The sequence below is a fragment of the Parageobacillus caldoxylosilyticus genome (assembly GCF_019272935.1).
GTDB lineage: Bacteria > Bacillota > Bacilli > Bacillales > Anoxybacillaceae > Saccharococcus > Saccharococcus caldoxylosilyticus.
In genome coordinates, this window is the sequence record NZ_CP040553.1 from 666021 (window position 1) to 681247 (window position 15227).

The following is a 15227-nucleotide window of genomic DNA, read 5'->3' on the forward strand; positions in this document are numbered from 1 at the left end:
AATAGAAGGGAGAACCCCTTCTATTATTCTAACATATTATTCAACGGAAAAGATAAACGGATATAGCGGCTGTTTTCCGGCGTGCACTTCCACTTCTACATCCGGATACGCTCCCTCAATATAGGAAACGATCGCTTCCACTTCCTCTTCCGCCGCATCTTCCCCATAGATTATCGTAACGATTTCGCTTTCTTCATCGATTAACGCATCAAGCAATTGCTTCGTTACGGAAAGCTTGTCTTTTTCTGCGACAATAATTTTATTGTCCGCCAACCCCATGTAATCGTCTTTTTCAATTTCTACTCCGTCGATGGTGGTATCGCGTATGGCAAACGTTACTTGCCCTGTTTTTACGCGCGCTAAAGCAGCGGTCATCGCTTTTTGATTTTGCTCTTCGGAAAGTGATGGATTAAACGCCAGCAGTGCCGCCATGCCTTGCGGAACGGTTTTCGACGGAATGACGATCACTTTTTGGCTGACGACCGTCGCTGCTTGCTCTGCTGTCATAATAATGTTTTTATTATTTGGCAGCACAAATACGATTTCCGCGTTGATGCTTTCAATGGCTTTTACGATCTCCTCCGTGCTTGGGTTCATCGTTTGCCCGCCTTCAATGACGGCGTGAGCGCCGATGCTTTTAAACAACTCGGCAACGCCGGATCCCATTGCGATGGTCACAATTCCGTATTTTTCCGTCTGTTTCATCTTTTCTATACTGGAAGCGGTCTGGCGGTCTTGGTTTATAATATTGGCGTGCTGCTGACGCATATTTTCAATTTTGATGTTAATTAAACTGCCGTATTGCTGTCCGTATGTCAATACTTCCCCAGGCTGCTCGGAATGGATGTGGACTTTAACAAGCTCGTCATCTGCTATGACGAGCAATGAATCGCCGAATCGGCTTAAATCTTGGCGAAAGGCGTCTTCCGAGAACGGATGTTTCTGCAGTTTATCCGGCTCAAACCGCACCATAAATTCCGTGCAGTAGCCAAACTCAATTTCATCGGTATGAATATGGCTTTGCGCGCTTTTATGATGTTCTGCTTTCACTAATTCTTCCATGGAAACTTCCGCCGGTTTCTGTTTAGCAACGTTTTCTCCTTTTAGTCCGCTCAAAAACCCTTCATAGACGTAAACGAGGCCTTGGCCGCCACTGTCAACAACGCCTACCTCTTTTAATACCGGCAGCAACTCCGGCGTGCGCCGCAAAGACGCTTTCGCTTCCTTCACGACTTCCTCCATGACAACAGCGATATCTCGTTCTTTTTTTGCCACTTCGACCGCCCGTCTTGCTGCATCTTTCGCCACAGTCAAAATCGTTCCTTCAACCGGCTTCATCACCGCCTTATAAGCCGTATTGACACCTGCTTCAAGTGCCGCAGCGAATTCGACGCTGTTAATTTCCTTTTTTGTTTCCACCGCTTTGGCGAACCCGCGGAACAATTGCGATAAAATGACGCCCGAGTTTCCACGAGCGCCCATCAACAATCCTTTCGCCAGTGCGCTTGCGACCTTTCCTATATGGTCAGAAATATTATTTTTTACTTCCTTGGCACCGGAAGTCATCGATAAATTCATATTTGTGCCCGTATCACCGTCTGGAACTGGAAAGACGTTCAGCGCGTCGACGGCCTTTGCATTATTCGATAAATGCGCCGCCCCTTGAAAAACCATTTCGGCGAAACGTCTTCCATCAAGTGCCCTAATTGTCACCAACTAACTCCTCCTTACTACGGATTCGTCACCCGAACCCCTTGAACGTAAATATTGATCGATTGGACAGAAAGGCCCAACGTTTGATCAAGCGTATATTTTACTTTTGTTTGCACATTATGGGCCACCTCTGAAATTTTCGTGCCATAGCTGACAATAATATACATGTCGATATGTACTTCGCCGTTTTCCTCGCGGACAATCACACCTTTGGAAAAGTTTTCTCTCCGTAAAATTTCCGAAATTCCATCCCGAATTTGGTTTTTCGACGCCATCCCAACAATTCCATAGCAATCGACCGCAGCGCCGCCGGCTATCATCGCAATGACATCATTGGATATTTCAATTCGTCCGTATTTCGTTTGCAATTCGATGGACATGCTCGTTCCCCCTTTGCAATAGTTCGCATAGCTATCAACATTGTACTATAATGCTTTCCGTTTTAAAAGTTCCCCCATCGCCCACTAGTATTATTTAGCCGAAAATAATATTATATGTCAAGGATATTTTCTTGAAAGAGAAAAAGGCATCTATTGCAATCTAATCGTTTGTATGATAAATTATAATAGTGTTTTTAGACGCACAATGGAAAGCAGGACGAGTAAGGAGGGAAAAAAGATGGCAAAATGCTTTGTAACGGGAAAGAAAAAATCTTTCGGCAATTCGCGTTCTCATGCGATGAATGCAAATAAACGCACATGGAAAGTCAACTTGCAAAAAGTTCGTATTTTAGTCGACGGAAAACCGAAACGTGTTTGGGTTTCTGCGCGCGCATTAAAATCGGGAAAAGTACAACGCGTGTAATAAATCCCTTAAAACAAAAAAGCACCAAAGAATGGTGCTTTTTTCTTATCCTTTTTTAAAAGCGTTTAACATGGCACGCACAATCCCGCCGAGAAATTTCGGCAGTTTAATCGTATAAAATTTCATTCCGATTCCCTCCTCACAGCCGTCGTAACGAACTTTCCCTCACTCTTTATTAAGTATATTCTTCAGGCTGCAAATCGTACCTACAAGCAGCGGTGAAAATCGCTGCTTCTTATCATCATTAATATGCCTTCAGAAAAGGAAAAAGTACCGGAAGATTGGATAAGTTCATTACTAATACATAATGTCGAACCGCGAAAAATATGACAATTTGTTAGCGGATATTTAAATCCGGTTAACGTCAAACCCTTAATATCGCGGGAAATCGGAATGTAAGAAACGTAGCGATACCGTTCGTCATAAGAAACGGTGTACGTGCCGGGAAGATGGACGGTCAGCACATTTTGCCGGTCAATGATTTCAATGTCTCGATTGGCATATTTGATCAGCAATTGCACATTGCCAAATAAATGATCAAGCCTGCCGCCGGTCGCTCCGAAGATCCGGATTTGATCCGCTCCTTGCTCGACCGCCCATTCAAGAGCGATTTCCATATCGGTTTTATCTTTTTCCGCCGGCCATATATCCATATCGTTCAATGTTTTTTGCAGCGATGCAATTTCTTCCTCGGTCAACGAGTCAAAGTCGCCAAACGCTTTGACAGGCCGGATGCCTGCCTCAAGCAGCGTCTTTGTCCCGCGGTCCACCCCCAGCCATCGCACCTGCTTGCCGTCATATTGATGCAGAGAAGGAAGCTGTTCGCTTGGCCCGCCGCCGACAATGTGAATCCACATATATTTCTCTCCCCTCCTTCAACAGAAAGAAAAGCAGAAGGCGTCTACCCTTCCGCTTTATATGACCCGCGAAGCGCACGGATCGCCGCAGCGCGGTCTTGTTCGTTATAAATGGCCGATCCGGCCACAAGAACATTCGCTCCCGCTTCTACGCACAGGCGCGCCGTTTCTGCGTTAATCCCGCCGTCTACTTCAATTTCCACCGATAAGTTCCGCTCTTTTATGAACTCTGCTACTTGGCGAATTTTCGGCAATACGGATGGAATAAACTTCTGCCCGCCAAATCCGGGATTGACGGTCATCAGTAACACTAAATCCACATCCGCGATAATATGTTGAATCATTTCCACCGGCGTGTGCGGATTTAACACGACCCCCGCTTTGACTCCATGTTCTTTAATGAGATGGATCGTTCGATGCAAATGCGGGCACGCCTCTACATGAACGGATAAGTAGTCGGCTCCTGCTTTGGCAAAAGCAGGGATGTAGCGATCCGGCTGCTCGATCATTAAATGAACGTCAAGCGGCAATTTCGTAACCGGGCGTATCGCCTCGACAACAAGCGGGCCGATCGTGATATTCGGAACAAAATGGCCGTCCATCACATCAACATGAATATAATCGGCTCCGCCTTGTTCGACATCGCGGATTTCCTCTCCCAAATAAGCAAAATTCGCAGATAAAATGGATGGTGCAATTTTGATCATCGTTCATACCTCGGCTTTCGCTCTTTCATTTCTTCAACAAAACTTAGATAATTCTCGTACCGGTAAGAAGGGATTTCTCCCGCTTCCACCGCCTCTCTTACAGCGCATTTCGGCTCGGCGACATGCAGGCAGCCGCGAAATTTGCATTCGTCGCTGCGCTCGCGAAACTCTGGAAAATAAAGCGGCAGTTCCTCGATTTCGATATCATCGAGCTCGAGTGCACTAAAGCCGGGCGTATCGGCGACGAGGCCGCCGCCAATCTCCAACAGTTCGACATGGCGGGTCGTATGCTTGCCGCGCCCTAAATGTGTGGAAATATCGTTTGTTTTTAATTGCAAATCAGGGCGAAGCGCATTTAGCAGCGACGATTTGCCGACGCCGGATTGCCCGGCAACCACGGAAATCCGTCCTTCCAAATAGGAAAGCAGCCGCTCTATCCCTTCCTTGGTGACGGTAGAGGTTTCAATAACGTCATAGCCTATGCGCTGATAATCACGGACATATTGTTCGATCGACTGCTTTGTTTGGCTATCCATTAAATCAATTTTATTTACAACAATAATTGGTGCAATTTGCTTCGATTCAACAAGAACGAGAAAACGATCGAGGAGTTTCGGACTAAAATCCGGTTCCACGGCGGAAAACACTAAAATCGCCTGCTCGACATTGGCGATCGGCGGACGGATGAGCGAGTTTTTCCGCTCGCATATTTCCAAAATATACCCCTCGCTCTCGCCCGTCGCCTGAAAGACAACATAATCGCCGACAAGAGGGGTGATTTTCTGTTTGCGAAATACCCCCCTGCCTCGACATTGAAACACTTTCCCTTCTGACAATACATAATAAAATCCGCTTAATGCCTTAATAATCTTTCCTTCTGCCATAGCCTCACTCCTTTGCGCGATCGTCTGGATATGGAATCGTCCCCTCGTCTGTGACGACATTGTTGACGATGACGCGATAGTATGCCGTCTCCTTATACGGAATTTTAAATTCTACCGTTTCCGTAACCGGCTTCGTTAAACGGTACGTTTTATACGGCATTGTCATATTGTGATTCGCATCTTGAATATACAACTGTGCTTCCACCACCTGCCCCGCTTCTGCGGGCTCATACGGAATGACAATATCTTTGATCACCGTTTTTGTCGGAAGCGGCTCTTTGCCGCGGGAAATCACAACCGCAATCGTGTCCCCTTTCTCGACTTTTTCATTCGCTGCCGGCGTCTGCGAAATCACAAGCCCTTCCGGCACCTTGTCGGAATATTCGTATTTTACCTCCACCTGCAGCTGTTGATCTTCCGCGTAGTCGCGTACGCTTTTTTCCGTATATCCCGTCAAATCTTTTAACACAATTTGTTCCGGACCTAGACTGACGGTAAAAATGACTTCTGTTTCATCAGGCACTACTTTGTCCCCAGCATACGGGAATTGATCGATAATCGTGCCAGATGGTTTATCGCTATAACGTTCATTGCGCTTAATGTTCGTAAAACCTTCGTTGCGCAGCTGCTCTTCGGCTGTATCGATATCTTCGTCGATAAAGTTGCCAAATTCGATTTTCTTTTTGCCGATGCTTTTATAAATGATCACCCCTGAGCCTTGTTTGACGGTCATGCCCGCTTCCGGTTTCGTACGTACAACCTTTCCTTCTTCTATTTTATTATCCTCGACATCAATCGTATCTTTAATCTCTAACCCTAACGATGACAACTGCTCGACCGCTTCATCGTAATCTTTGTTGACGACGTTCGGCATCGTCACTTCTTTTGGAAAAACCAGGTCTGGAATCCACGTAACCGCACTCACTCCAGCCGCCGCGAGAAATAAAAAGACAGCCGTAAACCAGACGATCCACTTCCGTTTTGTTTTCGGCTTTTCCGCTTCTGGCTTTTCTTCCTTTTTTTCTTCGTACACGATCGTTTCCGGCTCAAGCCCGGCACTAACGGGGGCGTCTTTCATAATCGGAATCGCTTTCGTTGTTTCCTCATCATCGGCAGGAATGGTGAATTTCTCCTCATTCGCCCGTTCCGGATCTAAAGCGGTGCGGATATCTTCATTCATTTCCCGTGCCGAACGGTAGCGATAAAACGGATCTTTCGCCGTCGCTTTTAAAATAATATTCTCGACGCTTTGCGGAATGCTAGGGTTCCAGGCTTTAGGGGAGGGCGTTTCCGCCTGCAAATGTTTAAGCACAATCGACACGGCGGACTCTCCAGAGAATGGAAGCCGGCCGGTGACAAGCTCAAACATGACAATGCCGAGAGAATAGATGTCCGATTTTTCCGTTGTCACTCCGCCGCGCGCTTGTTCCGGGGACAAATAATGAACCGAGCCAAGCACGGAATTCGTTTGCGTAATGGTTGTCGAACTAAGGGCCACGGCAATACCGAAGTCGGTTACTTTCACATCGCCGTTTTCATCAATCAAAATATTTTGCGGCTTAATATCGCGATGAATAACGCCATTTTCATGAGCATGGGCAATCGCAGAAGTCAATTGCTCCATAATATGAAGCGCTTTTGGAACTGGCAAAGGGGCGTGCTGATGAATATACTGCTTTAATGTACACCCGCGCACATACTCCATAACAATGTAATAAACGCCCTCATCTTCGCCGACATCATAAATGGAGACGATGTTTTCATGATTCAAGCTCGTTGCCGCTTGCGCTTCGCGGCGGAACCGTTTAATAAACTGTTCATCGTTGGCAAAATCAAAGCGCAATACCTTTACAGCGACATCCCGCTCCAATATCATATCTCTGGCCAAATAGACGTTGGCCATGCCGCCGCCGCCGATTAAGCTAATGATTTTATAGCGATCGTTTAATCGTTTGCCGATGAGCACACGGATCACCTACTTTCACGTTCCAATGAAAAATCGATAATCACCAGCGTAATATTATCTTCTCCTCCCCGTTCATTAGCTAAATCAATTAACGCCTGTGCTTTATGCTCGAGCGGGTCGCCGGAATTTAAAATATGTAGCATCATTTGCTCGGAAACTTTGTTTGATAAACCGTCCGAACACAACAGCAGCATATCATGCTCATCGATGCTGACCGTTTTGACATCCAGCTTCACGTCTCTTTCCGTGCCAAGCGCGCGCAACAACACATTTTTCCGCGGATGGTGCTCTGCATCCTCCTTGGAAATTTGCCCTGTTTTTACCAATTCATTAACAAGTGAATGGTCTTCAGTAATTTGTTGAAACCCATTTTTATTGAAAAGATAGCAGCGGCTGTCGCCAATATGACCGACGGTAACAAATTGATCTGTACAGATCGCGCTGACAATCGTCGTTCCCATCCCTTGGCATTCTTCATGCTGCAAGGAGTGTTCAAACAAAATGCGGTTGACTGCCGCCACATGATCTTTCAGCCATTGTTCGGCGGCAGCAGGCGATGAAATATGTTCGGACTGCTCCCATTGTTGTTTTAAATACGAAATCGTCATTTCGCTTGCAACGTCGCCAGCGAGATGCCCCCCCATTCCATCGGCAACAACCGCTAAATAATGGCCATCTTTATTTTGAAAAACACCGCCGCTGTCTTCATTGTGAGCACGAATTTTACCAATATCGGTTTGAAAAACGGCTCTCATTCTTTCACCTCGTCTCTTCTTTTCGCTCCTTCGCGCGAAGCTGCCCACATGCTGCGTCGATGTCATGTCCTTGTTCGCGGCGAATAGTCACATTAATTCCATGTTTTTTTAACGCCCGTTCAAAAGCAAAAATTTGATCGCGCGGCGTGCGCACATAATTCCGCTCTGGTACGTAATTGACCGGAATCAGGTTGACGTGGCACTTTAATCCTTTAATCAGCTCCGCGAGCTGCTCGGCGTGTTCAATTTGGTCATTGACCCCGCCAAACAGTCCGTATTCAAACGTAACGCGGCGCCCCGTTTTTTCAATGTAATAGCGGACCGCCTCCATCAGCTTCGGCAGCGGATACGCCTTGTTGATCGGCATGAGCTTCGTGCGCAGCTCAGTCGTCGGGGCGTGCAATGAAATGGCAAAATTGACTTGCATTCCTTCCTCGGCAAATTGATAAATTTTCGGGATAATTCCGCTCGTCGACACGGTGATATGGCGGGCGCCAATATTCAACCCTTTTGAATGGTTAACGATTTTCAAAAACTTAATCAGTTCATCATAGTTGTCAAACGGCTCGCCGATTCCCATTACGACGATGCTGCTTACCCGCTCGCCGTGCTCATCGAGCGCTTTTTGCACTTGGACGACTTGCGCCACAATTTCTCCCGCTTCTAAATGGCGCTTCAATCCGCCGAGCGTTGAAGCGCAAAACGTGCAGCCAATGCGGCAGCCGACTTGTGTCGTCACACAAATCGAATTTCCGTAATGATGGCGCATGAGCACCGTCTCGATCGAATACCCGTCGTGCAGTTCAAACAAAAACTTGATCGTGCCGTCTTTCGAAGTTTGTTTCACAATCGTTTTTAACGTCGTGATGGCAAAATGCTCGCCTAATTGTTCACGCAGCGCTTTTGGCAAGTTCGTCATTTCCGAGAAATCGGTTACTCGTTTTTGGTAGAGCCATTCATATATTTGCGTCGCGCGAAACGGCTTTTCGCCGCGCTCAACAAGCCAATTTTTCAGCTCCTCTAACGTCAGCGAATAAATCGATGGCAAATGCGGTGTTGTTTCCTTTTGTTTGCGTACGGTCGTCTTTGTTGTTTCCAATGGAGCTACACCTTCTTTCGTAATGATGCGATAAAAAATCCGTCCGAGCCAAAATAGTGAGGAAGGAGATTCAGCTGCCCGTTGCGGACGTATGGCTGCACTTTTTCCGGCAGCCGCTCCTGCATCGTTTCATCCGGGGCAAATTCCGGATGATGCTTTAAAAACTGGGCGATGACTTCCTCATTTTCTTCCCGGTCAATCGTACAAGTGCTATATACAAGCGTTCCGCCTCGTTTTAATAGCGGCGCCACCGCCCGCAAAATTTCTTGCTGCAATTCGATGAGGGAAGGAATATCTTCTTCCGTTTTGGCGTATTTAATATCCGGCTTGCGGCGGATGACGCCAAATCCGGAACACGGCGCATCGACTAAAATTTTATCAAACGATTCTTTTTCAAACCGCTCGCCTAAACGCCTGCTGTCAAGCACATAGGTGGAAATGTTCGTCAACTGCAGGCGCTTTGCCTGCTCTTCAATCAGCTTCACCTTATGGTCATGAATGTCTACTGATATAACTTGACCCGTGCTATCCATTAATTCAGCGATATGGGTCGACTTTCCGCCCGGCGCCGCACAGCTGTCAAGCACGCGCTCCCCTTCTTTCGGGCCTAGCGCTCTTGCCACTAGCATCGAACTCTCATCTTGAATCGTGATGAGTCCTTCGCGAAACACTGCAGTGTGGGCGAGATTTCCTTTTTCCGCCCGAATCGCCTCCGCGGCAACTTCGCCGCGCGCAACTTCCATTCCTTCCTGGCGAAGCCGCTCCATCGCTTCCTCTACCGTGATTCGCGCTGTATTCACTCTTGCCGTTTGCTTTGGCGGAAGCAGGTTTGTTTCACACATCCGTTTTGTTTCAGCAAAACCGTATTGCCCGACCCAGCGCTTGACAAGCCAGTATGGATGGCTTGTCGCAACAGCCAGCCGCTTGACTTCATCTTCAATGTCCTCCAACGGCGGCACCCCTTGGCGCTGGATCGAGCGCATCACTCCGTTTACAAGCGAAGCCGTTCCTTTATGCCCGCGTTTTTTCGCGATTTCCACTGCTTCGAAAATCGCCGCACGGTCGGGAACTCGGTCTAAATATAATACTTGATAAAGGGTCAAGCGAAGCAGGATGCGGACCCACCGCTCCAGCTTGCGCGCTTTTGCCAAAAAAGGGGTTAAATAATAATCGAGTGTGTCGCGCCGCTGCACCGTCCCATATACGATTTCTGTCAGCAGCCCGACATCTCTTGCAGACAGATGATGTTCCTCAATGACTTTATTTAGTTGCAAATTGCTGTACGCTTCTTTCTCTTCGATCGCCAACAGGGTTTCTAACGCAATTTCACGCACGTTTTTCGTTTTCATGTTCCTCTCCTAGCTTCATTCCGATGGTGAGATGAGCGCCGGCACCACGCAAAAACTGCGCCGCCTCCATCCGCTTTTTGCCGGCCGGCTGCAGCTCCGTAATTTTTATTGCTGTTTCATTGCCGGTCGCCACAACGATCCCGTCATCGATAATATCGATGATCGTCCCTGGCTCTGCTTTTTTCGGTGCAGGAAGTTTTTCTCCCCACCATATTTTCCATATATTACCTTCCAGCGTCGTATAAGCCACCGGCCATGGGTTTAAGCCGCGGATATGGTTATAAATCTCTTCTCCCGATTTTGTCCAATCAATTTTTTCTTGTTCGCGCTTAATATTATAAGCAAACGTCGCTTTTTCCTCGTCCTGCTTGACCGGAGTCAGCTTCCCGGCAAGCAGCTGCGGAATTGTCTCCGATAACAGTTTTGCCCCGGCGATGCTTAATTTATCATGCAGGGTGCCGACCGTATCGGTTTCCGTAATCGGCACTTCTACCTGAGTTAAAATATCGCCGGCATCAAGTTTCTCTACCATATACATAATCGTGACGCCTGTTTTTGTTTTTCCCTGCAAAATCGCATAATGAATCGGCGCGCCGCCGCGCAATTCCGGAAGCAAGGAGGCATGGACATTAATGCAGCCGTATTTCGGGGCCTCCAGCAACGCTTTTGGCAAAATTTGTCCAAACGCCGCCGTCACAATTAAATCTGGTTTTAGCGCCAGAACTTGTTCGTATTGCTCTTTTTCACGGATTTTTGTCGGCTGCAGCACCGGAATTCCATGCTTTTGTGCCTCCACTTTCACCGGCGGCGGCGTCAGCTCCTGTTTTCTTCCTTTTGGTTTGTCGGGCTGGGTGACGACGCCGACAACATCATATCCATCGTCAATGAGTTGTCTTAATATCGGGACGGCAAAATCTGGGGTTCCCATAAATACTATTCTTGTCATTCTTGATCATCTACCCTTCTAATTCCTCGGGATCATAATAACGGATTACTTTCGAGGTAAATAATATTCCATGCAAATGATCAATCTCGTGCTGGAGCGCACGTGCCAAAAATCCTGTCGCTTCAAGCGTAAACGGCCGACCGCGACGGTCTTGGGCGCGGACTTTGACATAATCGGCCCGCTTCACTTCACCAAACAGCCCCGGAAAGCTTAAGCAGCCTTCCGGCCCTGTTTGTTCGCCGCGTGCTTCGAGAATAACCGGATTGATCAGTTCAATGCGGCCATGTTCATCACCGACATCGACGACAGCGATTTGCTTGGCAATGCCGACTTGCGGGGCGGCTAAGCCGACCCCATCGGCTTCCACCATTGTATCATACATATCATTCAACAGCTTAATAAGCTGGCGATCAAACCGTTTTACCAGCTCGCACTCTTTTTCTAAAATGTCCGCTGGATATGTCACAATCGGTAAAATAGCCAATGATATTTCCTCCATTTACATCATCATATATGGATTTGTATCGATCGTAATCGATAAATCGCCTTGCGCAGCATCATGCTGATAGCGATCAATGATCGTCTTTAACGCGCTCGTCATGTTCGCCTCCCGCTTGTATTTTATCATGCATTGGTAGCGATATCTATCATGAAGGCGGGCAATCGGGGAGGCGACAGGACCGAGAATAATCGCTTCCTTCGACAGCTGCGCCCGCAAGTACGCGGCGATTTTTTCCGTAACCGCCGCCGCTTTCGTAATTTCCTGATGCGATACGGTAATTAACGTCAAATAGTAAAACGGCGGGTAACCGTACATTTTACGAAGCATCATTTCCCGCTGATAAAAAGCATCGTAGTCGTGTTTGGCGGCAAGGGCGATGCTGTAATGTTCCGGCGTATACGATTGAATCACCACTTCCCCGGGCAGCTCATGACGTCCGGCACGCCCGCTTACTTGCGTCAGAAGCTGGAACGTTTTTTCCGAAGCGCGGAAATCGGGAAGATGGAGCATCGTATCCGCCGCCAGCACACCAACAAGCGTCACGTTTGGAAAATCCAGCCCTTTGGCGATCATTTGCGTGCCAAGCAAAATATCGGCCTTTCCTTCTCCGAATTTTGAAAGCAGCTGTTCATGGGCGCCTTTTCGGCTTGTCGTGTCGACATCCATGCGAATGACGCGCGCCTCGGGAAGCAATTTTGTTAATTCTTCTTCCACTTTTTGCGTTCCCGTTCCAAAAAAGCGGATATGTTCGCTGCCGCATGACGGACAGCGGTACATTATCGGTTCTTCATGCCCGCAGTAATGGCATTTCAGCCGCTGCCCGGCACGATGGTAGGTCAGCGAAATGTCGCAATGCGGACAGCGAATGACATGGCCGCAGTCCCGGCACATGACAAACGTCGAATAGCCGCGCCGGTTTAAAAACAAAACAGACTGCTCCCCTTTATGGAGGCGTTCCTTCAGCTTTTCAAACAACATCCGCGAAAACATGGAGCGATTGCCGCTCCGTAATTCTTCGCGCATGTCCACAATATGGACATCCGGCATTCCGTTGTCACTGATTCGTTTCGGCAACGTCAATAGTTCGTATACCCCTTTTTTCGCACGAGCAAACGTTTCAAGCGAAGGAGTAGCGCTACCGAGCACGACCGGACAGCCGTGAAGGCGGGCGCGGTAAATTGCCACATCGCGGGCATGATAGCGCGGATTTTCTTCCTGCTTGTAACTTGCTTCATGTTCTTCATCGATAATAATCATGCCTAAGTTTTCAAACGGAGCAAAAATCGCTGAGCGGGCGCCAACGACGAGCTGCACCTCTTTGCGATGAATTTTCCGCCACTCATCATATTTTTCGCCGACAGACAGCCCGCTGTGAAGCACCGCAACTTGCGAGCCGAAACGGCCTTTAAACCGCTCGACCATTTGCGGTGTCAGCGAAATTTCCGGAACGAGAACGATCGCTTCTTTTCCTTGGCGCAATACTTCTTCCATCGCCTGCATATACACTTCCGTTTTCCCGCTTCCCGTCACGCCATACAGCAAAAATACCCTGTGCTCATTGGCGCGCACGCGCTTCACGATCGCAGAAAGCGCCTTTTCCTGCTCGACGGTAAGCGGCAGCGGCTTCGTTTTCGCAAATGTGCGATGTTCATACGGGTCGCGGTACACTTCGATTTCTTTTTCTACAACGAGCCCCTTTTCGACTAACGATTTCACCGAAGCATACGAAGCGGATGTCTGTTCAATCAGCTCTTGCATCGGAACCGCCTCGTTTTTAGAAAGAAGGAACGTTAACACTTGCTTTTGCTTCACCGCCCGCGCCGGCATCGCCTCGATGGCTTGTCTGATTTGTTGCGGCGGCATGGCTAATTGAATATGTTTGATTACTTTTTTTCCCGCCTTCTCTTTGATTTGGTACACAACTTCCAAATATCCTTGCTGAATCGCTTTTTGCACCGTCCGCCATAATTTAGCCTGCTCAACTTCCTTCCATGCGATGGCGGAACGGCCGGCAAACAGCGCCTGTATTTCTTGCGGCAAAAGCGGCCGGTATTCTTCACGAATGAGGTGGATTTCCTTCTCATATTTAGCCTTCATCGCCGCCGGCAGCATCGCCTGGTAAGCGGAAATGGCAAAGCAAAGCGTCGTTTCCGTTAAATATTTTCCGAGCTCGAGCAGCTCTTCGTTTAATACCGGAGTCACATCCAAAACAGCCTCGATTGGCTTCAGCCTCTCTACTTCCGATTGTGATTTAATCCCCACCACAAATCCTTGTAAACGCCGCGGACCGAACGGAACGGTGACGCGCATGCCCGGCTTGAGAATATCTTCCCATTGTTCCGGGATTATATAATCAAACGGACGATCGGTTTGTCTGGAAGGAACATCGACGATAACAGACGCTATTTTCATCGAATCGCCTCGATATATTGATGAATTTCTTTTAAAATCTCTTCTGCCACTTGTTTTTTGGACATCAGCGGCAAGGAACGAACGGAGCCGTCGCGTTTAAAAATGGTGACAACATTTGTGTCGCCGGCAAATCCTGCTCCTTCTTGCGTGACATTGTTGGCCACGACCATATCAAGCCGTTTGCTTTCTAATTTTTGCCGGGCATATTCCTCGACATGATCCGTTTCCGCCGCAAATCCGACTAAAATTTGCGACGTTTTTCGTTCACCGAGCGTTTTTAAAATGTCGATCGTTCTCTCCATTTCTACGATATAGTCGCCTGGCTGTTTTTTTATCTTTTTCGCAAACACATGCTTTGGCCGGTAATCGGCCACCGCTGCCGATTTAATGACGATATCAACATCTGGAAACCGTTCCATCACGGCTTCATACATGTCCTGCGCCGACTCGACGCGAATGGTTTTGACATTAGCCGGTGCCTCCAATTCCGTCGGGCCGGAAATAAGCGTCACTTCCGCTCCAAAGCGCGCCGCTGCTTCCGCAATCGCATAGCCCATTTTTCCCGTCGAACGATTGGAAAAAAAGCGGACAGGATCGAGCTTTTCTCTTGTTGGACCGGCTGTAACAAGCACCTTTTTCCCTTTTAAAAGCGGATTGGCAGAGGAAAAGTAGTTCTCGATATTTTTAATGATTTTTTCCGGTTCCTCGAGCCTCCCTTTTCCAACATATCCGCACGCTAAATATCCTTCCGACGGCTCAATAAAGCGATAGCCGAAGCGGTATAGCGTTTCGATATTCGCTTGCACCGCCGGATGTTCATACATATGAACATTCATGGCCGGCGCGATCCATACCGGCGCTTTTGTCGCCAAAAGCGTTGTCGTAATCATGTTGTCAGCAATGCCATTCGCCAGCTTCCCAATCGTGTTGGCCGTCGCCGGGGCAACGAGGACAAGGTCAGCCCAATCTGCTAAATCAATATGGGCAATCACCGCCGGATTTTTTTCCGCAAACGTATCAACGTAAACTTCATTGCGCGATAGCGCCTGAAATGTCAACGGGGTGATAAACTGACAGGCGCCTTCGCTCATTATTACTTTCACATTGGCGCCACGTTGGGTTAATTGGCTCGTCAACGCGGCCGCTTTGTAAGCAGCAATCCCCCGGTCACACATAATAAAATGTTTTTTCCATATACCATGTTTGAAACACCTCGATTATACTTTTGTAAAA

14 protein-coding genes and 1 pseudogene are annotated in these 15227 nt (G+C 48.0%); 1 reads left to right on the forward strand and 14 read right to left on the reverse strand.

Annotated features, from left to right (window positions below):
* Window positions 1–36: 36 nt before the first annotated feature.
* Both BV455_RS03355 and BV455_RS03360 read right to left on the reverse strand, forming a co-directional pair.
* Window positions 37–1713 carry a DAK2 domain-containing protein gene (locus BV455_RS03355; RefSeq protein WP_218687755.1) on the reverse strand — a complete coding sequence of 559 codons (1677 nt, stop codon included), beginning with the start codon at window positions 1711–1713 and terminating at the stop codon, window positions 37–39.
* 17 nt (window positions 1714–1730) lie between these two features.
* Entirely contained in the window at window positions 1731–2093 is a 363-nt protein-coding gene (locus BV455_RS03360) for an Asp23/Gls24 family envelope stress response protein (RefSeq protein WP_017437126.1), read from the reverse strand.
* 238 nt (window positions 2094–2331) lie between these two features.
* Between BV455_RS03360 and rpmB the strand changes: the two genes are divergently transcribed.
* Window positions 2332–2517 carry a 50S ribosomal protein L28 gene (gene rpmB / locus BV455_RS03365; RefSeq protein WP_015863405.1) on the forward strand — a complete coding sequence of 62 codons (186 nt, stop codon included), beginning with the start codon at window positions 2332–2334 and terminating at the stop codon, window positions 2515–2517.
* A gap of 45 nt (window positions 2518–2562) precedes the next feature.
* On the opposite strand, the gene spoVM is transcribed toward rpmB, so the two are convergent.
* The 12 genes and pseudogenes from spoVM to coaBC form a co-directional block, all read right to left on the reverse strand.
* Window positions 2563–2643, reverse strand: a complete 81-nt coding sequence (gene spoVM / locus BV455_RS03370; RefSeq protein WP_017437127.1) for a stage V sporulation protein SpoVM — start codon at window positions 2641–2643, stop codon at window positions 2563–2565.
* Between the two features lie 80 nt (window positions 2644–2723).
* The gene (locus tag BV455_RS03375; RefSeq protein WP_017437128.1) at window positions 2724–3374 is read right to left on the reverse strand and encodes a thiamine diphosphokinase; all 651 of its coding nucleotides are present in this window, start codon (window positions 3372–3374) and stop codon (window positions 2724–2726) included.
* A 44-nt stretch (window positions 3375–3418) separates the two neighbouring features.
* Complete coding sequence (gene rpe, locus BV455_RS03380) at window positions 3419–4081, reverse strand: ribulose-phosphate 3-epimerase (protein ID WP_017437129.1); 663 nt, start codon at window positions 4079–4081, stop codon at window positions 3419–3421.
* Window positions 4078–4965, reverse strand: coding sequence for a ribosome small subunit-dependent GTPase A (gene rsgA / locus BV455_RS03385; RefSeq protein ID WP_017437130.1), 888 nt, complete (start codon window positions 4963–4965; stop codon window positions 4078–4080). Before rsgA ends, rpe begins: the two co-directional genes overlap by 4 nt.
* A gap of 4 nt (window positions 4966–4969) precedes the next feature.
* On the reverse strand, window positions 4970–6931 hold the full coding sequence (gene pknB, locus BV455_RS03390) for a Stk1 family PASTA domain-containing Ser/Thr kinase (RefSeq protein ID WP_017437131.1): 1962 nt from the start codon (window positions 6929–6931) through the stop codon (window positions 4970–4972).
* Between the two features lie 5 nt (window positions 6932–6936).
* Window positions 6937–7686 carry a Stp1/IreP family PP2C-type Ser/Thr phosphatase gene (locus tag BV455_RS03395; protein ID WP_017437132.1) on the reverse strand — a complete coding sequence of 250 codons (750 nt, stop codon included), beginning with the start codon at window positions 7684–7686 and terminating at the stop codon, window positions 6937–6939.
* A 4-nt stretch (window positions 7687–7690) separates the two neighbouring features.
* The gene (gene rlmN / locus BV455_RS03400; protein ID WP_042407136.1) at window positions 7691–8785 is read right to left on the reverse strand and encodes a dual-specificity RNA methyltransferase RlmN; all 1095 of its coding nucleotides are present in this window, start codon (window positions 8783–8785) and stop codon (window positions 7691–7693) included.
* Between the two features lie 5 nt (window positions 8786–8790).
* A complete protein-coding gene (rsmB, locus tag BV455_RS03405) occupies window positions 8791–10134 on the reverse strand; it encodes a 16S rRNA (cytosine(967)-C(5))-methyltransferase RsmB (RefSeq protein ID WP_061580216.1) in 1344 nt (447 codons plus the stop codon).
* Complete coding sequence (gene fmt, locus BV455_RS03410; protein ID WP_026078631.1) at window positions 10112–11080, reverse strand: methionyl-tRNA formyltransferase; 969 nt, start codon at window positions 11078–11080, stop codon at window positions 10112–10114. The genes rsmB and fmt overlap by 23 nt, the downstream gene beginning before the upstream one ends.
* 10 nt (window positions 11081–11090) lie before the next feature.
* Window positions 11091–11564 carry a peptide deformylase gene (def, locus tag BV455_RS03415; RefSeq protein ID WP_061580218.1) on the reverse strand — a complete coding sequence of 158 codons (474 nt, stop codon included), beginning with the start codon at window positions 11562–11564 and terminating at the stop codon, window positions 11091–11093.
* 15 nt (window positions 11565–11579) lie between these two features.
* Window positions 11580–13994, reverse strand: coding sequence for a primosomal protein N' (priA, locus tag BV455_RS03420; RefSeq protein ID WP_218687756.1), 2415 nt, complete (start codon window positions 13992–13994; stop codon window positions 11580–11582).
* Window positions 13991–15195 (reverse strand): annotated as a pseudogene (coaBC, locus tag BV455_RS03425) (bifunctional phosphopantothenoylcysteine decarboxylase/phosphopantothenate--cysteine ligase CoaBC). The gene priA and the pseudogene coaBC overlap by 4 nt, the downstream one beginning before the upstream one ends.
* Between the last annotated feature and the right edge of the window lie 32 nt (window positions 15196–15227).

Excerpts from the sequence above, each read along its gene's own strand:
- BV455_RS03375 (WP_017437128.1), bottom strand. The coding sequence starts at position 3,374 with ATGTGGATTCACATTGTCGGCGGCGGGCCAAGCGAACAGCTTCCTTCT.
- BV455_RS03395 (WP_017437132.1), bottom strand. The coding sequence starts at position 7,686 with ATGAGAGCCGTTTTTCAAACCGATATTGGTAAAATTCGTGCTCACAAT.
- rsgA (WP_017437130.1), bottom strand. The coding sequence starts at position 4,965 with ATGGCAGAAGGAAAGATTATTAAGGCATTAAGCGGATTTTATTATGTA.
- spoVM (WP_017437127.1), bottom strand. The coding sequence starts at position 2,643 with ATGAAATTTTATACGATTAAACTGCCGAAATTTCTCGGCGGGATTGTG.
- rpe (WP_017437129.1), bottom strand. The coding sequence starts at position 4,081 with ATGATCAAAATTGCACCATCCATTTTATCTGCGAATTTTGCTTATTTG.
- fmt (WP_026078631.1), bottom strand. The coding sequence starts at position 11,080 with ATGACAAGAATAGTATTTATGGGAACCCCAGATTTTGCCGTCCCGATA.
- priA (WP_218687756.1), bottom strand. The coding sequence starts at position 13,994 with ATGAAAATAGCGTCTGTTATCGTCGATGTTCCTTCCAGACAAACCGAT.
- BV455_RS03360 (WP_017437126.1), bottom strand. The coding sequence starts at position 2,093 with ATGTCCATCGAATTGCAAACGAAATACGGACGAATTGAAATATCCAAT.
- rpmB (WP_015863405.1), top strand. The coding sequence starts at position 2,332 with ATGGCAAAATGCTTTGTAACGGGAAAGAAAAAATCTTTCGGCAATTCG.
- rsmB (WP_061580216.1), bottom strand. The coding sequence starts at position 10,134 with ATGAAAACGAAAAACGTGCGTGAAATTGCGTTAGAAACCCTGTTGGCG.